General features: G+C 67.3%; 25 protein-coding genes. 10 read left to right on the top strand and 15 right to left on the bottom strand.

The annotated features are described in order from the left end of the window. Positions 1–4 precede the first annotated feature (4 nt). The 8 genes from SLQ30_RS22890 to SLQ30_RS22855 all read right to left on the bottom strand — a co-directional run bounded on the left by SLQ30_RS22890 (position 5) and on the right by SLQ30_RS22855 (position 7056). Positions 5–844, bottom strand: a complete 840-nt coding sequence (locus tag SLQ30_RS22890; protein WP_319449039.1) for a DegV family protein — start codon at positions 842–844, stop codon at positions 5–7. A gap of 2 nt (positions 845–846) precedes the next feature. After that, complete coding sequence (octT, locus tag SLQ30_RS22885; RefSeq protein WP_319449038.1) at positions 847–1659, bottom strand: diglucosylglycerate octanoyltransferase; 813 nt, start codon at positions 1657–1659, stop codon at positions 847–849. Continuing rightward, the gene (gene gpgP / locus SLQ30_RS22880) at positions 1649–2317 is read right to left on the bottom strand and encodes a glucosyl-3-phosphoglycerate phosphatase (RefSeq protein ID WP_319449037.1); all 669 of its coding nucleotides are present in this window, start codon (positions 2315–2317) and stop codon (positions 1649–1651) included. Before gpgP ends, octT begins: the two co-directional genes overlap by 11 nt. Then, positions 2314–2718 carry a ribosome silencing factor gene (gene rsfS / locus SLQ30_RS22875; protein WP_319449036.1) on the bottom strand — a complete coding sequence of 135 codons (405 nt, stop codon included), beginning with the start codon at positions 2716–2718 and terminating at the stop codon, positions 2314–2316. Before rsfS ends, gpgP begins: the two co-directional genes overlap by 4 nt. Next, on the bottom strand, positions 2715–3329 hold the full coding sequence (nadD, locus tag SLQ30_RS22870) for a nicotinate-nucleotide adenylyltransferase (RefSeq protein ID WP_413468143.1): 615 nt from the start codon (positions 3327–3329) through the stop codon (positions 2715–2717). Before nadD ends, rsfS begins: the two co-directional genes overlap by 4 nt. Positions 3330–3409: 80 nt before the next feature. Continuing rightward, positions 3410–4858 (bottom strand): VWA domain-containing protein, encoded by a 1449-nt coding sequence (locus tag SLQ30_RS22865; protein WP_319449034.1) that lies wholly within the window; start codon positions 4856–4858, stop codon positions 3410–3412. Positions 4859–4871: 13 nt separating this feature from the next. Continuing rightward, positions 4872–5747 carry a MoxR family ATPase gene (locus SLQ30_RS22860; protein ID WP_319449033.1) on the bottom strand — a complete coding sequence of 292 codons (876 nt, stop codon included), beginning with the start codon at positions 5745–5747 and terminating at the stop codon, positions 4872–4874. A gap of 16 nt (positions 5748–5763) precedes the next feature. Beyond that, the gene (locus SLQ30_RS22855) at positions 5764–7056 is read right to left on the bottom strand and encodes a glutamate-5-semialdehyde dehydrogenase (RefSeq protein ID WP_319449032.1); all 1293 of its coding nucleotides are present in this window, start codon (positions 7054–7056) and stop codon (positions 5764–5766) included. Between the two features lie 56 nt (positions 7057–7112). Between SLQ30_RS22855 and SLQ30_RS22850 the strand changes: the two genes are divergently transcribed. Continuing rightward, on the top strand, positions 7113–7979 hold the full coding sequence (locus SLQ30_RS22850; RefSeq protein WP_319449031.1) for a PfkB family carbohydrate kinase: 867 nt from the start codon (positions 7113–7115) through the stop codon (positions 7977–7979). 7 nt (positions 7980–7986) lie between these two features. After that, on the top strand, positions 7987–8811 hold the full coding sequence (locus SLQ30_RS22845) for an enoyl-CoA hydratase/isomerase family protein (protein ID WP_319449030.1): 825 nt from the start codon (positions 7987–7989) through the stop codon (positions 8809–8811). A 1-nt stretch (position 8812) separates the two neighbouring features. On the opposite strand, the gene SLQ30_RS22840 is transcribed toward SLQ30_RS22845, so the two are convergent. After that, the gene (locus SLQ30_RS22840; RefSeq protein ID WP_319449029.1) at positions 8813–9619 is read right to left on the bottom strand and encodes a GntR family transcriptional regulator; all 807 of its coding nucleotides are present in this window, start codon (positions 9617–9619) and stop codon (positions 8813–8815) included. Between the two features lie 85 nt (positions 9620–9704). Between SLQ30_RS22840 and SLQ30_RS22835 the strand changes: the two genes are divergently transcribed. The 6 genes from SLQ30_RS22835 to SLQ30_RS22810 are packed head-to-tail and all read left to right on the top strand — an operon-like array spanning position 9705 to position 14364. Further along, entirely contained in the window at positions 9705–11129 is a 1425-nt protein-coding gene (locus SLQ30_RS22835) for an MmgE/PrpD family protein (protein WP_319449028.1), read from the top strand. An 8-nt stretch (positions 11130–11137) separates the two neighbouring features. Next, on the top strand, positions 11138–12016 hold the full coding sequence (locus SLQ30_RS22830) for an isocitrate lyase/PEP mutase family protein (RefSeq protein WP_319449027.1): 879 nt from the start codon (positions 11138–11140) through the stop codon (positions 12014–12016). Beyond that, the gene (locus SLQ30_RS22825) at positions 12016–13263 is read left to right on the top strand and encodes an aconitase/3-isopropylmalate dehydratase large subunit family protein (protein ID WP_319449026.1); all 1248 of its coding nucleotides are present in this window, start codon (positions 12016–12018) and stop codon (positions 13261–13263) included. The genes SLQ30_RS22830 and SLQ30_RS22825 overlap by 1 nt, the downstream gene beginning before the upstream one ends. Before the next feature lie 8 nt (positions 13264–13271). Next, positions 13272–13820 (top strand): 3-isopropylmalate dehydratase, encoded by a 549-nt coding sequence (locus tag SLQ30_RS22820; RefSeq protein ID WP_319449158.1) that lies wholly within the window; start codon positions 13272–13274, stop codon positions 13818–13820. Then, positions 13817–14179 (top strand): YbhB/YbcL family Raf kinase inhibitor-like protein, encoded by a 363-nt coding sequence (locus SLQ30_RS22815; RefSeq protein ID WP_319449025.1) that lies wholly within the window; start codon positions 13817–13819, stop codon positions 14177–14179. Before SLQ30_RS22820 ends, SLQ30_RS22815 begins: the two co-directional genes overlap by 4 nt. Next, positions 14173–14364 carry a hypothetical protein gene (locus SLQ30_RS22810; RefSeq protein ID WP_319449024.1) on the top strand — a complete coding sequence of 64 codons (192 nt, stop codon included), beginning with the start codon at positions 14173–14175 and terminating at the stop codon, positions 14362–14364. Before SLQ30_RS22815 ends, SLQ30_RS22810 begins: the two co-directional genes overlap by 7 nt. A 156-nt stretch (positions 14365–14520) precedes the next feature. On the opposite strand, the gene SLQ30_RS22805 is transcribed toward SLQ30_RS22810, so the two are convergent. Continuing rightward, positions 14521–16563 (bottom strand): NAD(+) synthase, encoded by a 2043-nt coding sequence (locus tag SLQ30_RS22805; protein ID WP_319450771.1) that lies wholly within the window; start codon positions 16561–16563, stop codon positions 14521–14523. A 35-nt stretch (positions 16564–16598) separates the two neighbouring features. On the opposite strand from SLQ30_RS22805, the gene SLQ30_RS22800 reads away from it, so the two are divergent. Continuing rightward, complete coding sequence (locus tag SLQ30_RS22800; protein WP_319450772.1) at positions 16599–17423, top strand: NAD-dependent protein deacetylase; 825 nt, start codon at positions 16599–16601, stop codon at positions 17421–17423. A 35-nt stretch (positions 17424–17458) separates the two neighbouring features. Here the strand turns inward: SLQ30_RS22800 and SLQ30_RS22795 are convergent, their stop codons facing one another. Next, on the bottom strand, positions 17459–18727 hold the full coding sequence (locus tag SLQ30_RS22795; RefSeq protein WP_319450773.1) for a cytochrome P450: 1269 nt from the start codon (positions 18725–18727) through the stop codon (positions 17459–17461). A gap of 67 nt (positions 18728–18794) precedes the next feature. Between SLQ30_RS22795 and SLQ30_RS22790 the strand changes: the two genes are divergently transcribed. Continuing rightward, a complete protein-coding gene (locus SLQ30_RS22790; protein ID WP_319450774.1) occupies positions 18795–19424 on the top strand; it encodes a TetR/AcrR family transcriptional regulator in 630 nt (209 codons plus the stop codon). A 54-nt stretch (positions 19425–19478) separates the two neighbouring features. Here SLQ30_RS22790 and proB read toward each other — a convergent pair whose 3' ends face one another. The 4 genes from proB to rplU form a co-directional block, all read right to left on the bottom strand. Continuing rightward, a complete protein-coding gene (proB, locus tag SLQ30_RS22785; protein ID WP_319450775.1) occupies positions 19479–20582 on the bottom strand; it encodes a glutamate 5-kinase in 1104 nt (367 codons plus the stop codon). Beyond that, positions 20579–22024: a GTPase ObgE gene (gene obgE, locus SLQ30_RS22780; protein WP_319450776.1), complete on the bottom strand. Its 1446-nt coding sequence runs from the start codon at positions 22022–22024 to the stop codon at positions 20579–20581. Before obgE ends, proB begins: the two co-directional genes overlap by 4 nt. Positions 22025–22107: 83 nt before the next feature. Continuing rightward, positions 22108–22374 (bottom strand): 50S ribosomal protein L27, encoded by a 267-nt coding sequence (gene rpmA / locus SLQ30_RS22775; protein ID WP_319450777.1) that lies wholly within the window; start codon positions 22372–22374, stop codon positions 22108–22110. Between the two features lie 14 nt (positions 22375–22388). Further along, positions 22389–22712: a 50S ribosomal protein L21 gene (gene rplU / locus SLQ30_RS22770; RefSeq protein ID WP_319450778.1), complete on the bottom strand. Its 324-nt coding sequence runs from the start codon at positions 22710–22712 to the stop codon at positions 22389–22391. Between the last annotated feature and the right edge of the window lie 152 nt (positions 22713–22864).

The following is a 22864-nucleotide window of genomic DNA, read 5'->3' as shown; positions in this document are numbered from 1 at the left end:
GTGGTCACGCCGCGTCGACCGTCACACACACGCCGATCGCGCCCGCACCGAGGTGTACGGAGAGCACGGCGCCCATGTCGCTCACGGTGAGTGACTCGACCTGAGGCAGCCGGGTGGTCAGCGCCGCACCGACGACGTCAGCGTCGTCGTGATTGTCCACGTGGTGCACGGCGATGGCAGCCCGCCGGTCGCCGACGAACTCTGCGACCGACTCGACCAGTGCCGCGTGGGCCTTCGACACAGTCCTGATCCGCTGCTCCAGCACCAGCCGGCCGTCCACGTCCAGACACAGCAGCGGCTTGAGCGACAACGCCGTACCCAACCAGGATGCGGCCGTGCCGATGCGGCCGCTACGGCGCAGGTTGTCCAGCCGGTGCACCACGATGAACGCCCGGGTGTTGGGAATCGTCGCCCTGGCCGCCATCTCGACCGCGTCGAGCGCGTCACCGCCGGCGGCCGCACGTGCCGCGGCCAGCGCGACGAAGCCGACTCCCATGCCCGCTGACCGCGAATTCACCACGCGCACAGCCGGACCGAACTCACGGGCAGCGGCGACGGCTGAACTGAACGTGCTGGAAAGGGGCGCCGACAGATGCACCGCGACCACGCCGTCGCCACCGCTCTCGGCCAGCGCCTTGCGATAGGCCTCGGCAAGCTCCACGGGTGCGGCGCCTGCAGTCGTCACGTGTCCGCGTGCGTGCACGTCGTACGGCACCTGATCGCTGCCGTCGCGCAGATCGGCTCCGTCGACTATGACGTGAAGCGCAACCTGCCCAATACCCCAGCGCTGCAATTCATCCGGGTCCAGTCGGGCCGACGAGTCAGTCACCACCTTGACGGCCACGGTCAGTCGCCGTCGCCGTCGAGTTTCACGCCGGCTTCGGCAAGCCCCTTCAACATCAGTTCCGCGACGGCCTGATGCGCCTCGAAATTCCAGTGAATGCCGTCGGGATTGCCGTGGCCGTTCATCACCTGATCGGCGACGGCGGCCTTCAGGTCGACGATCGGAACCCGCTGCGCCCGACCCCATTCGGTGATCGCGGCGACGGTGTCATCCCGCCAGCGGTGCGATTTTCCGTATGTCTCGGCGATGTGCACCGAAGGAATCGACGCCACGAACGGGATGCCTGGCCGGTTGAAGTCGATTGCGGCCCGGGTCTGTTCGAGATATTCGGCGCTCAGCTTGCCCGGCAGTGCGGGCCGGGCAATCGGCGACAGCCGTGGCTGTGCCCAGCCGTAGCCGTCTCGCACCCAGCGCCGCAACAAGGGTGGCCGGACGTATCGGATCAACTCGCGCAACGCCGTTGGCAACGGCGATGGCAGCGAGTCCATCCCGCTCGTCGCGAAGATCACCGCGCCTGCTCTTGGTAGAGCGGCCCACGCACGGGGATCGCCGATGGCTGCCCACCACACGTCGCGACACGTCCAACCGATCCGGCCGATGAGTTCTAGATCCCAGTCCAACTGGGAAGCAACGATGTTGGGCCAAATGCGCGGATCGTCGGAAGGCAGTCCACCTTTCGGCCCGTAGTAGGACAGCGAATCGCAGAAGACGAGCAGCGTACGGCGGGCAGGAGCGGAGCGACTCGGGGAATCAGTGCGGCGGGCAGGAGCGGAGCGACTCGGGGAATCAGTGCGGCGGGCAGGCTCAGAGGACATCGTTGGCGACCTGGGCCGAGGCGTTCCATACGTCGAGCCGCCACTTGACGTCACCCGGCGCCGCGTCGTCCGCCGAATGTCCAGACAGCTGGACCCAACTGGCGTTGCCCATGCCGCCGAGCACCGGCCAGTTATCGACGGGCAGGCCGAGCAGTGCCCCGGTCAGGGCGGCGATCAGGCCACCGTGTGCGACCAGGACGACGGGGCGCTCGGGATCGTCGACACCCCATTCATCATGTTGCTCAAGCAGTTCCGCCACCAATGGGATGCTGCGCGCGGCGACGTCGACCCTGCTCTCGCCGCTATGGGGAGCCCAGCGGGCGTCGTCGCGCCACGCCAGCCTGGCTCCGGGGGCCAGGGCGTCGACCTCGAGGTGCGTCAACCCCTGCCAGTCCCCCAGATGTGTTTCGCGCAAACGGGTGTCGACGGACACCGGAAGGCCTGCGCGCTCTCCAAGTGCGGTCGCGGTGTCGAGCGCGCGCCGGAGGTCGGACGAAACGATCATCAACGGTTGACGCTTGGCCAGCACCTCGGCGGCCGCAGCGGCCTGCTCACGACCGAGGTCGGACAGGTCGGTGTCGAGCTGGCCCTGCATGCGGTTGCCTGCGTTGTACTCGGTCTGCCCGTGCCGCAGCATGACCAGGCGCCGAATCGTCACTCCGACTCCTCCCGATCAACTTCCCGCGTCGCCTCCAGGCCTGCCTCGAGGTCGACGGCAATCACCGGGCAGTCCCGCCACAGCCGGTCGAGCGCATAGAAGTTGCGCTCGTCCTGGTGCTGAATGTGCACGACGATGTCGACGTAGTCCAGCAGGACCCATCTGCCCTCGCGGGTGCCCTCACGGCGCGCCGGCTTGTGCCCGGAGCCGCGCATCTTCTCCTCGACCTCGTCGACGATCGCGTTGACCTGTCGGTCGTTGGACGCCGACGCAATGACGAAGCAGTCGGTGATGACGAGCTGACCCGATACGTCGAGCACGACGACGTCGTCAGCGAGCTTGGATCCCGCAGCCTGCGCGGCGATCGTCGCCATGGCGATGGCCTCCTCGGACGCCGTCATGCTGGGCAACCCTTCTCCGCGGCGGGGTGCGCCATGTAGAGCCGCCGCTTCGAGACGTACTGCACCACCCCGTCGGGAACCAGGTACCAGATCGGCCTGTCGGCCTCCGCCCGTCGGCGGCAGTCGGTCGACGAGATAGCCAGCGCGGGCACTTCGACCAGCGAGAGCGCGTCGGGGGGCAATTCCTTCATGGCTGCGGCAATGTGTTGACCATCGAGTTCGTATCCAGGTCGGCTGACGCCGACGAAGCGGGCGAGCGAGAACATGTCCTCCCAGTTCTGCCACGACAGGATCGAGGCGAGAGCGTCGGCACCGGTGATGAAGAAGAGCTCCGTCCCGGGGTTGAGCGCAGCCAGGTCACGCAGGGTGTCCTTGGTGTAGGTCGGTCCGCCACGATCGATGTCGACGCGGCTAACCGAGAATCGGGGATTCGCCGCGGTGGCGATCACCGTCATGAGGTAGCGGTCCTCGGCGGCGGTGACGATGTGTTCGCGCTTCTGCCAGGGCTGGCCGGTTGGCACGAACACCACCTCGTCGAGCTCGAACTTGTCGGCGACCTCGCTGGCGGCGACGAGGTGTCCGTGGTGGATGGGATCGAACGTCCCACCCATCACACCCAGTCGTCGAGTCATGAACATGCAGCTTACGGGAGCGGTTCATACCGCCCCTCCCCGCGCCGAACGGCCGGAGATTAGACGGGCAGCAGCTGATCGATCACCGACGCGAGCTGTTTGGCCGACCGGCATTCGTGCATGGTGATGACGCCCTCGTAGCGCGCCGTCGCCGAGTCGCCGCTGCCCCACAGATGCTTGGGCTCCGGGTTGAGCCAGTGCGCGTGGCGACTGGCCGCGACCATGTGCGTCAGCAACTCGACTTCCGGGTTGCGGTAGTTGTTGCGGCCGTCGCCGAGCACCAGCAGCGAGCTGCGCGGTGACAGCGCGTTGGGCCACTTGTCCATGAACGACACGAACGCGTGGCCGTAGTCGGAGTGCCCGTCGCGTGTGTAGACGCCCGCCTCGCGGGTGATGCGCTGCACCGCGACCGCGAGATCGGCGTCCGGTCCGAACAGTTCGGTGACCTCGTCGGTGGTGTCGATGAAGGCGAACACCCGGACGCGGGAGAACTGCTGACGCAGCGCGCTGACGAGCATCAGGGTGAAATGGCTGAACCCGGCGACCGAGCCCGACACGTCGCACAGCACAACCAACTCGGGGCGGGCGGGATGCGGTTTCTTCAGCACGACGTCGATGGGCACGCCACCGGTCGACATCGACTTGCGCAGCGTCTTGCGCAGATCGATCTCGCCGCGACGTGACCTGCGCCGACGGGCCGCCAGCCGGGTGGCCAGGGTGCGCGCCAGCGGGGCGACGACGCGCCGCATCTGGCGCAGCTGGTCACCCGAGGCGCGCAGGAATTCAACGTTCTCGGCCAGCTGCGGAATGCCGTACATCTGGACGTGCTCGCGGCCCAGTTGCTCGGCAGTGCGGCGCTTTGTTTCACCCTCCACCATCCGGCGCAGTTGTGAAATTCGCTTCGCTGCAATGGCTTTGGCGATCTCTTCCTGTGTCGGAGTGGGGTCGTCGCCGTACATCGCGAGCAATCCGGCCAGCAACCGGCCCTCGAGTTCGTCGAGCGCCATGGCCTTGAGCGCCTGATATGACGAGTACGACGGCCCGCGACTGGAGTTGTAACGGCCGAACGATTCGACGATCTGCGCGATCATCGCCGCCAACCGATCGTCGATGTTCCCCAATTCCGGGTTGTCCGAAAGCATCTGAAGGAGCGCGTCCCGCATGGCCTCGACGTCCTGGGGTGGCAGCCCGTCGGGTGCGTCCTCAGCGTCGGCGGCATCGTCGTCGAGCACGGTTCGCGCGCCCAGCGCGGCCGGGAACCACAGGTCGAACATCGCATCGTAGGTTTCGCGGTGGTCGGCGCGGCGTAGCACGGCGCACGCCAGCCCCTCGCGCAGCACCTCCCGGTCGCCGAGCCCGAGCACGGTCATCACCCGGCCTGCGTCGACGGTCTCCGACGGTCCGACGTTGATGCCCACCCCACGGAGCGCCTCCACGAACTCCACCAGATGTCCTGGAAGTCCGTGTGGCGCAAGCGGTTGCGGAGGGCGGGTGCGTCGGATGGCCATCAGATTCGACTCCTCAGTTCAGCCGAAGCTCGCCTGAAGCGCGCACTTGATCGGATTGGTGCTTGAGCACGACACCGAGGGTGGCCGCGATCGTGTGGTCGTCGATGGTGTCGAGTCCGAGGGCCAGGATGGTGCGTCCCCAGTCGATGGTCTCGGCGACCGAGGGCACCTTCTTGAGTTGCATGCCGCGCAGCACGCCGATGATGCGCACCAGCTCCTCGGCGAGCTTCTCCGGCAACTCCGGCACCCGGGACAGCAGGATGCGCCGCTCCAGATCGGGGTCGGGGAAGTCGATGTGCAGGAAGAGGCAACGTCGTTTGAGCGCTTCCGACAGCTCGCGGGTGGCGTTGGATGTCAGCAGCACGAACGGCTTTCGCTCGGCGACGATGGTGCCGAGTTCGGGAACGGTGACGGCGAAGTCGGACAAGACCTCCAGCAGCAGGCCCTCGATCTCGATGTCGGCCTTGTCGGTCTCGTCGATGAGCAGCACGGTGGGCTCGGTGCGCCTGATCGCGGTCAACAACGGGCGGGACAGCAGGAACTCCTCGCTGAACACGTCCATCTTCGTCTGGTCCCAGTCCCCCGAACCGGACTGAATGCGCAAGATCTGCTTGGCGTGGTTCCACTCGTAGAGCGCACGCGCCTCGTCGACGCCTTCGTAGCACTGCAGACGCACCAACCCGGCCCCGGTGGCTTGCGCGACGGCGCGCGCCAGTTCGGTCTTGCCGACGCCTGCAGGCCCTTCCACCAACAGCGGCTTCCCGAGCCGGTCGGCGAGGAACACTGCCGTGGCCGTGGCCGTATCGGGCAGGTAGCCGGTTTCGGTGAGCCGCTTGGAGACATCGTCGATGTCGGTGAACAGCGGTGCCGGGATCGCGGGAACGCTCAAGGTCTTCGTACTCCTGTCAGGCCGGGCGGGTGTGGCCAGTGACAGGCGAGCCCCACACGATCCACTTGGTTGAGGTCAATTCGGGCAGCCCCATCGGGCCGCGGGCGTGCAACTTCTGGGTGGAGATGCCGATCTCGGCGCCGAACCCGAACTGCTCGCCGTCGGTGAACGCGGTGGATGCGTTGACCATCACGGCTGCGGCGTCGACCCGGTCGGTGAAGCGTTGAGCAGCAGCAAGATTGGTCGTCACAATGGCTTCGGTGTGCCCCGTGCCGTACTCGTTCACGTGGGCGATGGCGGCGTCGACACCGTCCACGACGGCCAGCGCGATGTCCATCGACAGGAACTCGGCCCTCAGCTCGTCCTCGCTCGGATCGAGGTGAACGGTCACCCCGGCATGCTGCAGCGCCTCGACCAGTCGGGGTACCGCGTGCTCGGCGATGGCCGCATCGACCAACACGGACTCCGCGGCGTTGCACACGCTCGGTCGACGGGTCTTGGAGTTCAACAGGATTCGCTCGGCGACGTCGAGGTCTGCCGCAGCGTGCACGTAAACGTGGCAGTTGCCGACGCCGGTCTCGATGGTCGGCACGGTGGCATCGCGAACCACAGCGTCGATCAGGCCGGCGCCCCCACGCGGGATCACCACGTCGACGAGCCCGCGGGCCTGGATCAGGTGTGTGACGCTGGCCCGGTCCGCGCTGGGCAGCAACTGCACCGCGTCTTCAGGCAGCCCCTCGGCCACCAGGGCGGCGCGCAGCGCGGTCACCAAGGCCGCATTCGAATGGGCCGCAGACGAACTACCGCGCAACAGCACCGCATTGCCCGACTTCAGCGTGAGTCCGAACGCATCGACGGTGACGTTCGGCCTGCCTTCGTAGACCATGCCGACGACGCCGAGCGGAACGCGCTGCTGCCGGATCTCGAGGCCGTTGGGCAGCGTGCTTCCGCGCAGCACCTCCCCGACGGGATCCGGTAGGCCGGCCACCTGTCGGAGTCCGGCGGCGATGCCGTCGACACGGTTCGGGTTGAGCGCCAGCCGGTCGAGCATCGACTCGGGCGTGTTGGCGGCGCGGGCCACGTCGAGGTCCTCGCCGTTGGCGCTCAGAATCTCGTGGACGCGTGCCAGCACGGAATCCGCCGCAGCGTGCAACGCCCGGTTCTTGGTCGTGGTGTTCAGCGTGGCGAGGGTGCGGGCCGCGACCCGCGCCCGGCGGGCAGCGTCGTGCACCTGCTGTCGAAGCTCGATGTCCGGTTCGATTTCCCGGGTCGCTTCGCTCCTGCCCTCCTGGTGCGCCTGCACACTCATTAGGCCAGCGTATCGAGGTATCCCGACCGCCGCCCCGTCGGGGCTACTGTAAACCCGTGGTGCGAGTGTGCGTGGTCGGCAGCGTGAACCTCGACCAATCGTTTACCGTCGACGCGCTGCCACGGCCGGGGCAGACGGTGTTGGCGTCCGCGCTGTCCTCCGCCCCCGGCGGGAAGGGCGGCAATCAGGCCGTCGCAGCCGCCAGGGCGGGCGCCTCGGTGCAGCTCGTCGCGGCGCTCGGGGACGATTCCGCCGCCACCCACCTGCGGGAGCATCTAGGCGATAACGGCGTAGCGCTCGACGGACTGATGACCGTGCCGGGTCCAAGCGGGGCGGCGGTGATCGTGGTGGACGCCGGTGCCGAGAACACCATCGTCGTCGCGCCGGGCGCCAACGCCCACCTGAGCATGACCTCGCCGCACGCGCAGACCGTCGTGGCAGCCGCCAAGGTGGTGTTGATCCAGTTGGAGATCCCGATCGCAACGGCGCTGGCCGCCGCACGGGTGGCTCGAGCCGCAGGCGCAGTCGTCATCGTCAATGCGTCGCCGGTCCAGGCGGACACCGATGACCTCGCCGCACTGGCCCGCACCACCGACGTCATCGTGGTGAACGACGACGAAGCACGCGAATGGCATTGGCCGGTACCGCATCTGGTGACGACTCGCGGAGCGCACGGTGTCAGCTACGTTCACGACGGCCGCAGCGTGGACGTCCCCTCTCCCGCCGTCGAACCCGTAGACACCACGGGCGCTGGCGACGTCTTCGCCGGAGTCCTTGCGGCGGAATGGCTTTCCGGCGCAGACCAGGCTCTGCGCCGCGCGTGTGCGGCAGGCGCCCTTGCCACCTTGGTAGCCGGGGCGGGCAACTGCGCGCCAACCGCCGAGGCCATCGACGACGTACTCAAGCTGACCTCGACAGATTAGGAGCTCCATGACGACCACCGAGCACGCCCCTCGTCCGCCGGAAGGCGACTGGCTTGGCACCCCGTTTCTGAAGTTCACCCGCGAGGGCGCGTTCGGCCTGTGCACGCTCGACCGCCCCGAAGCCCGCAACGCGATGACGCCTGCGATGTACTTCGGCATCAGATACGCGGTCAGGCACGTCGACGCCGACCCGGACCTCGCGGGGCTGTTGATCACCGGCACCGGCGACGTGTTCGCGCCGGGCGGGGACATGGGTGGCGGCGGCGCCGACAACTGGTTGACCTACGGTTCGGCGCTCGGCATGGACGTCACGCCGTTCGAGACGCTGCGGCAGTCGGTCAAACCCGTCGTATCGGCGGTCAACGGACTGTGCCAGGGCGGTGGCCTGCAGATCGCGATGTGCAGTGACATGGCCGTCGTCAGCGAGCGCGCCACGTTCCGCGTGCCCGAGCTCTACCGCGGCATCGCCGACACCTACTACAGCCACATGCTGACGAGGCTGATCGGGCCCGTCCGCACCCGCGACCTGATGTTCACCGGCAGGACGCTGACTGCTGAAGAGGCCAAGGACTGGGGCATGGTGGCGCGGGTGGTCCCGCACGACGAACTGCTCGGCGAGGCGCGCGAAGTACTGGCTCAGTGTTGTCGCACGGCGCCGAGGGCCAGGACCGTCGTCAAGTCCAGCATCGACAACTACCTCGGCCTCTACGACCGCATCGGCATGCAGGCCAGCCTCGGCGAACCCGAATCCATCGAGGGCTTCATGGCTTTCAAGGAACGCCGCTCCCCCAGCTGGGTACATCCGGAGTTGAGGCTCGACGGCCGGCTCTGAGTTACGACGCCGGCCGACGGACGTCGTGGGCAATCGCCAGTCCGGAATCTGCATCGAGGTCGACGGGCGACTGGTTCAACAGCACGCGACTGCGGTTCGGCGACAGGATGATTGCCATGACGTGGTGTGGCACGCCGCCGGCGAACGCCAGCCTGTTGACGCGAATGAGCGGCGCTCCGATGGACGTGCCCATGAGCTGCGCGTTTCGCGGACCCGCGATTTCCGCCGTCAGTTCATGGTCCATGCGGTCGAGCGTCACACCGGCCTCGGCCAGCAGGCGGTACAACGGCGCCTGTGCCATGGCGGCTTCGGTCACCATGTCGCCGAGCTCGACGGGCAACCAGACCTCGGTGATCATCAGAGGCTCACCCGTTCTGCGCTCACGGCGCAGCCTCAGCACGTGTAGCGCCCGGTCCGGTGAGCCCAGTCGCTCGGCGACGGAACGTGGCACCGAGCGCACGCCGTACTCGCGCACTTCGACCTCGGTCTCGAACTCGACCTGACGAAGCTCGTCCAGGTACGAGCCGCCGACGTCGCGCTGCCGCACCGAGGGGTGGTCGAGTACGAACGAGCCCACCCCGTGCTTGCGTTCGATGAACCCCGCGTCGGCGAGATCGGCGAGCGCCCGGCGAACGGTGATGCGGGAGACCCCGAATTGGTCGCACATCGACTGCTCGGTGGGCAGGGGGTCGCCCGGATCCAATGCGCCGCGCACGATCTCGTCGTGAAGCACTAGGAACAGCTGGCGGTGCAGCGGCACCCCGGCGGCCGTCGTCACCGAAGGCGCGCGGCCATTCCCCTCGAGCACGGTCGCCAATTCTGTCACCTCGGGGCTTGCGAGTCGTCGTTTTAGTTGTTATATGTATATTACAACAGACGAAACGGGAGTAGGGATGGACGACGATCTGGCTGCCACCGACCCGCTCGGGCCGACCGGCACGCTCGCGCACTGGGTGGCCGGATTGACACTGGTCGACGTCCCGACCGTCGTCCAAGAGCGGGCAAGGTACCTGCTGCTCGATGGCATCGGGTGTGCGCTCATCGGCGCTGGACTGCCGTGGTCACGGGTCGCCACCCAGGGCGTGCTCGACTTGGAGGGGCAAGGCGACACCGTCGTCATCGGCACCGGACGGACCACCAGCGCGCCCGCCGCCGCAGTGCTCAACGGCACGTTCATCCAGGGCTTCGAACTGGACGACTTCCACCCGCTGGCACCGCTTCACAGCTGCTCACTACTGATCCCTGCACTGCTGTCGACCGCATCGATTCGGTCGACGCCAACCAACGGCGCTGACTTCTTGCTCGCGGCGATCACCGGCTTCGAGGTGGGTCCGCGGGTCGGCTATACCTTGCACGGCGCCCAGATGCTCGACCGCGGATGGCATTCCGGCCCCGTCTTCGGTACGCACAGCGCCGCAATGGCTTCCGGCAAGCTGCGGGGACTGCCGCCGGCCCAGCTGGAGGACGCGCTCGGCCTCGCGGGCACGCAGTCGGCAGGGCTCATGGCCGCACAGTTCGAGGCCATGAGCAAGCGGATGCATCATGGCCTTGCGGCTCGCAACGGCTTCTACGCCGCCGGGCTCGCCGCGGCCGGCTACACCGGCATCAAGCGGGTCTTCGAGCGCGAGTACGGCGGCTTCCTCAGCGTCTTCGGTGAGGGACACCACCCCGACGCGGCGCTGCTGACCGGCCAACTGGGCGAGCGCTGGGAAACCGAGCTCATCATGGTGAAGTCCTACGCCGCGATGGGTGGGCTGCACGGCGCCATCGATGCAGCGCGCAACATCCGGAAATCGCTTTCCCCCGAGGACATCTCGCGAGTGGACATCACCGTCGGCGAGACCGTCTACAAGCATGGGTGGTGGCGGCCGGAACGGCCGCTGACGCCAATCGGCGCGCAGATGAACATCGGCTACGCCACCGCTGCGGCGTTGCTCGACGGCAAGGTGCTGCCCGAGCAGTTCACGCCAAGTCGGCTGGACGCCGACGACATCTGGCGCTTGATCGACGCGACCGACGTCCACCTCGACGAGTCGTTGCACGACGCACCCATCACGGAACGCTTCCGCACCGACGTCGCGGTCACCACGACCGATGGCACCGTCCACCGCGCCCGCGTCGACCAACCTCACGGCGCACCAAACGATCCCGTCACGAACACCGAACTGGTGGCCAAGTTCCACGCGCTCGCCGACCGGGTGACCAACCGCTCCCGCGCCGAGGCGATCGAACGCGCGGTCACCGGACTCGACGGGCTCGACGACGTCACCGACCTCATCGACCTGCTGGCCGATCCGGTCGCAGGCGCGCTGGACTAGGAGCAAGCATGCCAACCACATCCGCCCGAAACTCCCTGCGCGCGCTGCTCGACCGACGCGAGCTGATCGTCGCGCCGGGCGTCTTCGACGGTATCTCCGCACAGCTGGCCAAGCGCACCGGCCACGTCGGGGCCTATCTGACCGGAGCCGGTGTCGCGGCATCGGGGTTCGGACTTCCCGACATCGGGCTCGTCACAGGCAGCGAGATGGCCGAACGCGCGCGTGTGCTCGTCGAAGCCCTCGGTGACGTTCCGCTGATCGCCGATGCCGACACCGGATACGGCGCTCCGATCAACGTCGTGCGCACCGTGCGCCAGTACGACGCCGCAGGTGTGGCGGCAATCCAGTTGGAGGACCAGGCTTTCCCAAAGCGTTGCGGACACCTGCCGGACAAACAGGTCATCGACGCGGAGGTGTTCGAGCAGACCCTGGCCGCCGCACTGGACGCCAGGTCCGACGATGACCTGCTCGTCATCGCACGCACCGATGCTCGGGCCTCACACGGCTTGGACGTCGCCATCGAACGCGCGAATCGCTACGCCACCGCCGGTGCGGATGTCATCTTCATCGAGGCTCCCCAGGGCAGCGACGAGATCGAGCGCATCGCCCGCGAGGTGGAGGCCCCGCTGCTGATCAACCTGGTGCTGGGCGGCATGACACCGATCGAGTCGGCGGCGCGACTGCAGGAATTGGGTTACGCCATCGCCATTCACCCCAGCGACCCGCTCGGTCGCGCGACCTTCGCGATGCTCGAGGGCCTGTGCGCACTCAACGGCACCGACGTCGCGGACTTTGCGCCCACCAAGCCAGCCGAGTTCTTCAACCTGGTGGGGATGGCCGAGTGGTTCGCACTCGACACCAAGCTCGCAGCCAAGGAGCGCCACTGATGGCCATGACCATCATCGAGAAGATCTTTGCCCGCAAGGCCGGGCTGGAGTCCGTCGGCGTTGGCGACACCGTCGTCGTCGACGTCGACATGACGGTGTTGATCGACCTGCAGTTCGCCACGATGTGGCTGCAGCCCCTCAGGATTCACGATCCGGACAAGCTGGCGATCGTGATGGACCACGCAGTGCCCGCCCCAACGATCAAGGACGCCGAGGGCGGACCACGCGCCCGCAAGTTCGCCGCCGACTTCGGCATCGAACGCTTCTACGACGTCGGCAGGCATGGGATCTGCCACCAGGTGATCGCCGAGAACGGACTGGCCCGCCCCGGAGAAGTACTGGCCTGCACCGACTCTCACACGTGCGCGGGAGGCGCCTACAACACCGCGGCCCGTGGGCTCGGTCCAGCCGAGGTGTACTCCATCATGTGCACCGGCAGCACCTGGTTCCAGGTCGCACCGACCGTCCGCTACGAACTCGAGGGCGTGAAACCCGACTCGGTCAGCGGCAAGGACATCTTCTTGTTCATCGCCAACGAGTACGGCGACGCGGCCAACTTGAATCTCGAATACGGCGGACCCGGATTGTCGAGCGTGCCGATGCACGATCGCCGCACCATCGCCACGCAGGGCGCCGAAGTCTCCGCCGACTTCAGCACCTTCGAGCCAGACGAACTGCTCACGACGTTCCTCGCCGAACGCGGCGTGCGCGAATACCGCTCGGCATCGGCGGATTCCGAGGCGAGCTACCACGACGTCCGACACGTCGACCTGGCCGCTCTTGAGCCATACGTCGCCAAGCCAGGCACCGCGAGTCGCAACGGCGTTCCAGTCTCCGGGCTGGGCAAGCAGCGGGTGGACCAGGCCTTCATCGGCTCCTGCGCCAACGGGCAACTCGAGGACTTGGAGATCGCCGCAAAGATATTGCGCGGCAGGACGGTAGCGCCGGGCGTGCGCCTGCTCGTCACCCCCGCCTCGCAGGCCGTGTATCGCGACGCGATGCGCCTGGGCTACCTGCAAGACATCGCGGACGCCGGTGGTGTCATCACGAACTCGACGTGCGGCGCCTGCTTCGGCTACCACATGGGAGTGGTAGGGGCAGGCGAAGTGTGCATCACGTCGAGCACCCGCAACTTCACCGGTCGCATGGGTAGCACCGAAGCGGAGATCTTCATGGCCTCCCCCGCCACGGTGGCCGCATCGGCGGTCGCGGGCTACATCACCGACGCGAGGAGCGTGAGCGCGTGAGTCTCACCATGACCGGAAAGGTGTGGGTGTTCGGCAACGACCTCAACACCGACGCCATGTACCCCGCCTTCGCGATGAAGCTGGACCCACCGGAGGCAGCCAAACACATCTTCTACGAGGTGCGCCCCGGGTGGACGGACGAGGTGGCGCCCGGCGACATCGTGGTGGCGGGCCACAACTTTGGCGTCGGCTCGTCGCGGCCCGTCGCAACGCTGTTCGCCGAGCTCGGGGTCGCCGGGTTGGTGGCCGAGGAGTTCAACTCGCTGTTCTTCCGCAACGCGGTGAACGCCGGGCTACCCGCGATGACGTTGCCCGGTGCGACACAGTTGTTCACCGAGGGTGACACCGGCACCTTCGACCTGCCCGACGGCACGTGGCGCAACGAGACGACGGGGGCGTCGGGTTCGGTGCCGCGGCTGCCCGAACTGATCCTGGACATCATCGCGTCGGGCGGCGTCATGCCCCGGCTGGCCGCGCAGGGGTACCTGCCGGCCGAACTCGGCGAGCTATTGCGCTCCAGCGCGGTGGCGATGCGCGGTGAAGGCAGCGGCGCGTGAGCATCATCGGTCGGCTACTGCGCGGGTTGCGCGCCGACGCGAGCCGTAGCCCGTTGGCAGCCAAGGGCTTCGATGCGCCCACTACCATCATCGTCACCAGCCCGGCGTTCGTCGACGGCGGCCCGATACCCAGCCGCCACGCAGGCAGCGGCGTCGGCGAGAACGTGTCCCCCGAACTCCATTGGCAGGGCATCCCGTCGGGTACCGCAACGCTGGTGCTACTGGTGGACGACATCGACGTCCCCCTGCGCAAGCCGCTCTTTCACAACGCCGCAGAGTTGGACCCGGACCGCGATCGGTTGACCGAAGGTGAGTTCATGGTCGGAATGCCCGGGTTCGAAACATCGCGACGATGCTGAGCAAGTCTGGCTACTCGGGGCCACGGCCGATTCCTGGTCACGGCGCTCATCGCTACCGGTTCCACGTGTTGGCGCTCGCTCGCCGCTTGCCGGAGGACGCAACGACGGTCAAAGCGGTGCTCGCGGCGGCCTCCGGGCAGGTGCTGGCACGCGGCACGCTCACCGGGCACTACGAACGCACGTAGTGATTTGTGGGGGGGGGGGGGGGGGGGGGGGGGGGGCGAAGACACCCACAAACACCGGGGGGGGGCCCGCCGCCGCGGGGCGGGGCGCCCCCCCCCCCCCCCTTTTTGTTTTGGGGGTTTTTCCCGCCGGGCGCCGGCCCCCAAAAACCCCACAAATCACTCGGTGGGCACCTCACGCTCGATCTCGTCGAGCCACACCCGCGCCGACATGTCCGACGGCGCACGCCAGTCTCCGCGCGGAGACAACGCACCACCCGAGGACACCTTGGGACCGTTCGGCAGCGCCGACCGCTTGAACTGGCTGAACGAATAGAACCGCTGCACGAACACCGTCAACCAGTGGCGAATCTCGCTGAGCGAGTATGCCGGTCGCTTGTCCGGCGGAAAGCCCGTCGGCCAGTCGCCGCGCGCTGCGTCGCCCCAGGCGTGCCAGGCCAGGAACGCCACCTTGGAGGGCCTGAACCCGTAGCGCAACACTTGAAAAAGCGAAAAGTCCTGCAGCGCATAGGGGCCGACCTTGGCCTCGCTGCTCTGGACGGGCTGGTCCGCGGTGGCGGGCACGAGTTCGGGAGTGATCTCGGTATCCAGTACCGATAGCAGCACCTCATTGACGTCGGCTCCGAACAAGTCGGCGGAGATGACCCACCTGATCAGGTGCTGGATAAGGGTTTTCGGCACTCCACCGTTGACGTTGTAGTGCGACATCTGGTCGCCGACACCATAGGTCGACCAGCCCAGCGCCAACTCGGACAGGTCGCCGGTGCCCAGCACGATGCCACCGCGCTGGTTGGCCAGCCGGAACAGGTAGTCGGTGCGCAGCCCGGCCTGCACGTTCTCGAAGGTGACGTCGTAGACCTGCTCGCCCCGTGCGAACGGATGGCCCATTTCGGTGAGCATCAGCTTGGCGGTGTCGCGGATGTCGAGCTCTTCGAACGTGACTCCGAGCGTCTTCCCCAACGCGATCGCATTGCCCTTGGTGCGGTCACCCGTCGCGAAACCCGGCAGGGTGAACGCGAGAATGTCGCTGCGGGGTCGGCCTTCCCGGTCCATCGCACGGGCCGCGACGATCAGTGCGTGCGTCGAGTCGAGACCGCCGGAGACTCCGATGACGATCTTCGGGTAGTTGAGCGCGCGCAGCCGCTGCTCCAACCCGGAGACTTGAATGCTGTACGCCTCGTAGCAATCCTGTTGCAGCCGTTCCGGATCCGACGGGACGAACGGGAATCGCTCGACGTCGCGGCGCAATCCGAGGTCGCCAGCAGGTGGATCGACGACGAACTCGATGCGCCGGAACCCGTCGGTGCGTGCGGCATGAGTCCGGCGGTTGTCGTCGAACGTGCCCATCCGGATGCGCTCGGCCCGCAGCAATTCGGTGTCGACGTCAGCGACCGAGCGTCGCTCCCCCTTAGGGAAGCGCTCGGATTCGGCCAGCAGCGCGCCGTTTTCGTAGATCATCGTCTGGCCGTCCCAGGCCAGGTCGGTGGTCGACTCCCCCTCGCCACCCGCGGCGTAGAGGTAGGCCGCCAGACAGCGCGAGGACGCGGAGCGGGCCAGCAGCTTGCGCTCGTCGGCCCGCCCGATCGTGATGGGGCTGCCGGACAGGTTCGCGAGCACCGTCGCTCCGGCGAGGGCCGCCTCGGCGCTCGGCGGAATGGGCACCCACATGTCCTCGCACACCTCGACGTGCAGGACGAAGTTCGGCAGATCACTGGCGGCGAACAACAGGTCGGGACCGAACGGCACGTCCGCCCCCGCGATGCGGATGTTGCCGCGCACGTCGTCGCCGGGCGCCAGCTGCCTGCGTTCGTAGAACTCGCGATAGGTGGGCAGGTAGGACTTCGGCACCACGCCGAGCACGGAGCCACGGTGGATCACCAACGCGGTGTTGTAGATGCGGTTGCGGTGACGCAGCGGCGCGCCGACGACCAGCACCGGTAGCAGCTCCCGCGAAGCAGCGACCACGTCGGCCACGGCCGCCTCGACGGCGTCGAGCAAGCCGTCCTGCAGGAGGATGTCCTCGATGGAGTAACCCGACAGCGTCAACTCCGGGAACACCGCCAGTGCAACGCCCTCGTCGTGGCACTCGCGGGCTATGCGCAGCACCGATTCCGCGTTGGCCGCGGGGTCGGCCAGCGTGGTGTGGTGAGTGCACGCGGCCACCCGCACGAACCCGTGCCGGTAGGCGGAGAAGAAGTCCACGGCTCAATTGTCGCAGGCCGCCTACGCTGGGCACTGTGGAAGCCCCGGAACTGGTCAGTGTGCTCGCAGGTCAGCGCATCGCGGTGCTCACCGGCGCGGGCGTGTCCACCGACTCCGGCATCCCCGACTATCGCGGCCCGGACGCCCCGCCGAGCAACCCGATGACGATTCGGCAGTTCACCTCTGACCCGGTGTTCCGGCAGCGGTACTGGGCGCGCAACCACGTCGGTTGGCGGCACATGGATGCGACGCTGCCCAACGCCGGGCACCGCGCGCTGGCCAACCTCGAAGCGGCAGGCGCGGTCTCCGGGTTGATCACGCAGAACGTCGACCTTTTGCACACCAAGGCGGGCAGTCAATCGGTCGTAAACCTGCACGGCACCTACGCCCAGGTGGTGTGTTTGGCGTGTGGACACACGTTGACGCGGGCGGAATTGGCGGAGCAGTTGGAGGCGCTCAACCCCGGATTCGGGGAGCAGGCGGTTGGCGCCATCGCGGTCGCTCCGGACGCGGACGCCGTCATCGAGGAGACGGCGTCGTTCCGTTACGTCGACTGTCCGCAATGCGGCGGCATGCTCAAACCCGACATCGTCTACTTCGGCGAGAACGTGCCGAAAGAGCGTGTTGCCGAGGCATATTCGCTTGTCGATGGAGCCGACGCACTGCTGGTCGCGGGTTCGTCGCTGACGGTGTTCTCCGGGCTGCGATTCGTCCGGCACGCTGCGGCCAAGGGTAAGCCCGTCGCGATCGTCAACCGGGGGCCCACACGCGGCGACGCCCTCGCGACGGTCAAGGTCGACAGCGGTTGCTCGGAATTACTGGCCCTGCTCGCCGACGAACTCGCGGTTTGTGCACGCTGAGTCGCGGCCACGGCGACCGAGCGTGCACAAATCACTCAGAAGGTGACGGGCAGCGAGCGGACGCCGTGAATGAAGTTGCCTGCGACATAACTCGGATCCCCGGCCTCGAAATCGGGTAGTTGCGAGAGCAGTTCGCCGAAGATCGCCCGCAACTGGGCGCGCGCGACGTGTGCGCCTAAGCAGAAGTGAAGGCCTCCTCCGCCGAAGCCGACGTGTGAATTGGGCTTGCGGCCAAGCTCGAACCGGCGCGGTTGGTCGAAGGCGCGCTCGTCGAAATTGCCCGACGAATAGAACATCACGACCTTCTCACCGGCGCGGATCGACTGTCCACCGAGTTCGCAATCGACCGCGGCCGTCCGGCGGAACGTCATCACCGGGGTGGCCCACCGGACGAACTCCTCGACGGCGCTGCCGATGCGGTCGTCGAAGTCGGCGGCCAGCCACGTGCGCTGATCGCGAAAGTCGGTGAGCGCCTTGGCGGCATGGCTCATGGTCTGCCGCGTGGTGTCGTTGCCCGCCACCGCCAGCAGCACGAAGAAGGCGGCGACCTCGGCGTCGGTGAGCCGATCACCGTCGACCTCGGCTTCGACGAGGCTGCTGATCAGGTCGTCGCCGGGATTCGCGCGCCGGTCGGCGGCCAACGCTCCGGCGACCTGGTGCAGGTACATCTGGCTGCCGATCAGTACCTCCAACGGGTTGCGCCCGTCCAGGTAGACCGGATCGGCCCACGACACCAGCGCGTCGGCGGCGTGTGCCACCTGTGCCCGTTCGGATTCCGGGATGCCGACCATGTCCGAGAGCGTCCGGATGGGGAGTTCCCTTGCGCAGTGTTCGACGAAGTCGGCTCCGCTGCCCGCGTCGCGCAACTCCCCCACGATCGCGCGCGCGTTCGCCCTGATCGATTCCTCGATGCGCCGCACCTGGCGCGGCGTGAAGGCGGCGTGCGCGAGCTTGCGCAACGTCGTATGTCGAGGCGGATCCATCGCGAGGAACGACTGCGACGCCTCGAGCAGTTCCTCTGGCACGGTTTCGAACAGCACGCCCTTGCCCGACAGGAAGGTCTCGCTGTCGCGGCTGACGGCGACGATGTCGGCGTGACGCGTCACGGCCCAGTACCCAGGATCGCTCGGATCGGGCATCAACGAGTCTTCGACTGGCCGGTGCCAACTCACCGGCCGCTCGGCGCGCAGCACGGCGAAGGACTCCTCACGCTCGGCAGCTGTGGTGGTCCAGAAGGCACGCGAGGAGAGGTCGACCGGGTCGAAGTCGCGAGTCGCAGAAGGTGTGAGCGAGGGCACAGTCATGTGTGTGACGATAAGTCTAGACACTATGTCTAGTCAAGGTGCTAGCCGCCCAGCTAGGCTTGCCCACATGCCATCGGTCACCAGGAAGCCGCAGGCCAAACGCCAGGAGCGGCGCGAACAAATCGAGCGTCACCTGCTCGATGCCACCGAACGGCTGATGGCCGACGGGGCCAGCTTCACCGAACTCAGCGTCGATAGGCTCGCCACCGAAGCGGGGATCTCACGGGCCAGCTTCTACATCTACTTCGAGGACAAGGGCCATCTGTTGCGCCGCCTGGCCGGCCAGGTATTCGCCGACCTCGCCGACGCCGGCGACCGCTGGTGGAGCGTCGCGGGGCGGCGGGACCCCGCCGACGCCAGGGCCGCCATCAGTGGCATCGTCGCGAGCTACCGGCAACACCAACCGCTGCTCGTCGCACTCAACGAGATGGCGGGCTACGACCCGCAGGTCGGCACTGCCTATCGGGAGATCCTCACCGCCATCTCGGCGCGCTTCGCGGCCGTCATCGAGCAGGGCCAGCACGCGGGAACCATCCGCCCGGAGCTCTCGGCCGCGACGGCGGCGAACGCGTTGACATGGATGGTCGAACGGGCCACCCAGCAGAACCTGCCGGGATCGCCACCGTCCTTCGACGCCGAGCTGGCCGAGACATTGACCGAGATCGCCTGGGCCGCTCTGTATCTCGAGGCACCCTAGCCGCGATTTGTGGAGTATTCGCGGCGGTCAGCGCCGCAAATGCTCCACAATTCGCTATGTGGCGACCAGGTCGTCGGCGTGTACTGCGGGTCGACGCAGCTCGGCAGGCAGGTCGGAGGTCGAGCGGCCGATCATGGTGGCCAATTCGGTAGCGTCGTAAGCCACCACGCCGCGGGCCACCGTCACGGCATCGGGCCCGCTCAGTTCGACCACGTCACCACCGTGGAACTTCCCGGAGACTGCGACGATCCCAGCAGGCAAAAGCGACCGTCGCCGGTCGACCACCGCGCGGACCGCACCCTCGTCGAGGGTCAACGCGCCCGAGGCCTCCGCGGCGTAACGCACCCAAAACCGGCGCGCCGACATGCGTTCGGGGCGCGGTGCGAACACTGTGCCCACCGATGCGTCGGCGAGCGCACGTCCAGCGTCCGCGGCCGCGGCCAGCAATACCGGCACGCCCGCGTCGGCCGCCAGCAGTGCCGAGGACAACTTGGACGCCATGCCGCCGGTGCCGAGTTTGCTGCCGCCCCCGGCCACCACCCCGTCGAGGTCATCGGGTCCGTCGACCTCGGAGATGAAGCGTGCGCCGGACTTCCGTGGATCTGAGTCGTAGAGGCCGTCGATGTCGCTCAACAACACGAGGGCATCGGCACCCACCAGATGTGCGACCAACGCCGAAAGCCGGTCATTGTCACCGAATCTGATCTCGTTGGTTGCGACGGTGTCGTTCTCGTTGACGATCGCCACGGCATGCAAGCCGCGCAGCCGGTCCAACGTGCGCTGAGCGTTGGTGTGCTGCACCCGCATCGAGATGTCGTGCGCGGTCAACAAGACCTGGCCGACCGTGCGGTCATATCGGCCGAAGGCCGCGCTCCACGCATTGACGAGGGCGACCTGGCCAACACTGGCCGCGGCCTGCTTCGTCGCCAAGTCGGTGGGTCGCCGCGTCAGCCCGAGCGGTTCGATGCCCGCGGCGATGGCGCCAGACGACACGATGACGACGTCGGAGCCCGCCTTCATGCGCGCCTCGATGGCGTCGGTCAGTGCGGCCAGTCGTCCCGCGTCGAACATGCCCGTCGCGGTCGTCAGTGCGGTGGTACCGACTTTGACGACGACGCTGCGGGCGGTGCGCACCGCGGCGCGATGGGGACTGCTCATTCCTCGCCGTCCGGAAGCCGACGCGCCTTTCGTGCGGCCTTGCGCTCGTCGGCGCCGACGCGGTCGGTCTGCTCCAGCCGGATGTCGGTGCCACGCCCGGACATCGTGACATCGATACCCGCAGGCGTCTGCGGCTCCCAGTCGAACGTGACGTCACCGATGGTGACGGCGCAACCGGGCTTCGCACCCTGCTTGAGCAATTCGTCTTCCACCCCAAGTCGGGCCAACCGGTCGCCGAGGTAGCCGACAGCTTCGTCGTTCGTGAAATCGGTTTGGCTGACCCAGCGTTCGGGCCTTGTCCCGCGCACGGTGAAGCCACCGTCGCCGTCGGGCACAACCGTAAAGCCACTTTCCTTCTTCGCAATCGGTCGGATCACCGGCCGGCGCGGCGCTACGGCTGGCTGCGCGGCCCGGTAGGCCGAGACGATGTCCCACAGCGCAAACGTCAACGGTCGCAGTCCGTCCCGACTGACTGCCGACACTTCGAACACCGGCCACCCGTAACGCCGCTGAACCTCGTCGCGAACGAACTCGGCCAGTTCGCGCGCTTCCGGCACGTCGATCTTGTTGAGCACCACGGCCCTTGGCCGGTCGGCAAGGTCGACGAGCGTCGAATCGCCTTGCAGTGTCGGGGTATACGCGGCGAGTTCAGCCTCGAGCGCGTCGATGTCGGAGATCGGGTCACGGCCGGGATCCATGGTCGCGCAGTCGACGACATGCACGAGCACCGCGCAGCGTTCGATGTGCCGAAGGAAGTCCAAGCCGAGGCCGCGCCCCTCGGATGCGCCAGGAATCAGGCCGGGTACGTCAGCGACCGTGAACGTGTGCTCCCCCGCCGACACGACGCCGAGGTTCGGCGCCAGCGTCGTGAACGGGTAGTCGGCGATCTTCGGCTTGGCCGCCGATATCACCGAGACCAATGACGACTTGCCCGCGGACGGAAACCCGACGAGGCCGACGTCGGCGACGGTCTTGAGTTCGAGCGTGAGGTCGCGGGTCTCGCCCTTTTCGCCGAGTAACGCGAATCCCGGCGCCTTGCGCGCGCGGGATGCCAACGCGGCATTGCCAAGCCCACCGCGACCACCTGCCGCGGCGTCGAATCGGGTGCCAGCGCCGACGAGATCCGCAAGCAGCTTGCCGCGCTCGTCGAGCACCACCGTGCCGTCAGGCACCCGCAGTTCGAGGTCGGCGCCGTTGGCACCTTCGCGGTTGTTGCCCGCGCCGGGCTTACCCGACGGAGCATCGACGTGCGGATGGAAGTGAAAGTCGAGCAGCGTGTGCACCTGCGGGTCCACGACGAGCACGATGCTGCCGCCGCTCCCACCGTTGCCGCCGTCGGGACCGCCGAGTGGTTTGAACTTCTCGCGGTGCACCGATGCGCAGCCGTGACCGCCGTTGCCCGCCTTCGCGTGGATGACGACGCGATCGACGAACCGGGGCATCGGACTTCCTTCCTGCCGTGTGTGAAGCTATCGAGTCGAGAACTCGCGGCAGCTTCACATACGCGGGAAAGTCCTCTTCAGTACTAGCTCTCCGGTCGCGCGACGCGGACGATGTTGATCGTCTTGCGGCCGCGCTTGGTGCCGAACTCGACGGCGCCGGGCGCGGTCGCGAACAGCGTGTCGTCGCCACCACGGCCGACGTTGACGCCGGGGTGGAAGTGAGTGCCGCGCTGGCGGACGATGATCTCGCCTGCCTTGACGACCTGACCGCCGAACCGCTTGACGCCGAGTCGCTGTGAGTTTGAGTCGCGACCGTTGCGTGAGCTGGAAGCGCCCTTCTTGTGTGCCATTAGTTCGCTCCCTACTACTTGATGCCCGTGACCTTGACGACCGTCAGCTTCTGACGGTGGCCTTGGCGCTTGTGATAACCGGTCTTGTTCTTGAACTTGTGGATGCGGATCTTCGGGCCCTTGGTGTGCTCGAGCACCTCGGCCGTGACGGCGACCTTCTCCAGGTCCTTCGCGGCGGTGGTGACGTTCGCTCCGTCGACGACGAGGGCGACGGGCAGCGACACCGTGGCGCCGGCCTCGAGCTCGAGCTTCTCGACCTTGACTATGTCCCCGACCGCGACCTTGTACTGCTTACCGCCGGTCTTGACGATTGCGTACGTGACCTTCTCGGCTGCCATCGTTCTCGTGTTCCTCTACATCGGTGTTGCGGGCGCGCGCCACCCGAAGGCTGCGAGCGCGGGTCTGGGGTGCGGGACGTCCAAATTGCCCCACTGTCGCCGGCCCGGTTGTGCACAGAGCCGAAAGACAACTGCTCTAGGGTACGTGACCA

This window comes from Mycobacterium sp. RTGN4 (genome assembly GCF_033804635.1).
In the GTDB taxonomy this organism is placed as follows: Bacteria; Actinomycetota; Actinomycetes; order Mycobacteriales; family Mycobacteriaceae; genus Mycobacterium.
Note: the sequence above shows the minus strand (reverse complement) of the source record. Positions and strands in the feature narration are given on the sequence as shown.

What these genes read in the sequence shown, in the direction of transcription:
- octT (WP_319449038.1), bottom strand. Translation starts at nt 1,659, where the DNA reads ATGTCCTCTGAGCCTGCCCGCCGCACTGATTCCCCGAGTCGCTCCGCT.
- rsfS (WP_319449036.1), bottom strand. Translation starts at nt 2,718, where the DNA reads ATGACGGCGTCCGAGGAGGCCATCGCCATGGCGACGATCGCCGCGCAG.
- nadD (WP_413468143.1), bottom strand. Translation starts at nt 3,329, where the DNA reads ATGGGTGGGACGTTCGATCCCATCCACCACGGACACCTCGTCGCCGCC.
- SLQ30_RS22865 (WP_319449034.1), bottom strand. Translation starts at nt 4,858, where the DNA reads ATGGCCATCCGACGCACCCGCCCTCCGCAACCGCTTGCGCCACACGGA.
- SLQ30_RS22855 (WP_319449032.1), bottom strand. Translation starts at nt 7,056, where the DNA reads ATGAGTGTGCAGGCGCACCAGGAGGGCAGGAGCGAAGCGACCCGGGAA.
- SLQ30_RS22845 (WP_319449030.1), top strand. Translation starts at nt 7,987, where the DNA reads ATGACGACCACCGAGCACGCCCCTCGTCCGCCGGAAGGCGACTGGCTT.
- SLQ30_RS22835 (WP_319449028.1), top strand. Translation starts at nt 9,705, where the DNA reads ATGGACGACGATCTGGCTGCCACCGACCCGCTCGGGCCGACCGGCACG.
- SLQ30_RS22830 (WP_319449027.1), top strand. Translation starts at nt 11,138, where the DNA reads ATGCCAACCACATCCGCCCGAAACTCCCTGCGCGCGCTGCTCGACCGA.
- SLQ30_RS22825 (WP_319449026.1), top strand. Translation starts at nt 12,016, where the DNA reads ATGGCCATGACCATCATCGAGAAGATCTTTGCCCGCAAGGCCGGGCTG.
- SLQ30_RS22820 (WP_319449158.1), top strand. Translation starts at nt 13,272, where the DNA reads ATGACCGGAAAGGTGTGGGTGTTCGGCAACGACCTCAACACCGACGCC.
- SLQ30_RS22810 (WP_319449024.1), top strand. Translation starts at nt 14,173, where the DNA reads ATGCTGAGCAAGTCTGGCTACTCGGGGCCACGGCCGATTCCTGGTCAC.
- SLQ30_RS22795 (WP_319450773.1), bottom strand. Translation starts at nt 18,727, where the DNA reads ATGACTGTGCCCTCGCTCACACCTTCTGCGACTCGCGACTTCGACCCG.
- SLQ30_RS22790 (WP_319450774.1), top strand. Translation starts at nt 18,795, where the DNA reads ATGCCATCGGTCACCAGGAAGCCGCAGGCCAAACGCCAGGAGCGGCGC.
- proB (WP_319450775.1), bottom strand. Translation starts at nt 20,582, where the DNA reads ATGAGCAGTCCCCATCGCGCCGCGGTGCGCACCGCCCGCAGCGTCGTC.
- obgE (WP_319450776.1), bottom strand. Translation starts at nt 22,024, where the DNA reads ATGCCCCGGTTCGTCGATCGCGTCGTCATCCACGCGAAGGCGGGCAAC.
- rpmA (WP_319450777.1), bottom strand. Translation starts at nt 22,374, where the DNA reads ATGGCACACAAGAAGGGCGCTTCCAGCTCACGCAACGGTCGCGACTCA.
- rplU (WP_319450778.1), bottom strand. Translation starts at nt 22,712, where the DNA reads ATGGCAGCCGAGAAGGTCACGTACGCAATCGTCAAGACCGGCGGTAAG.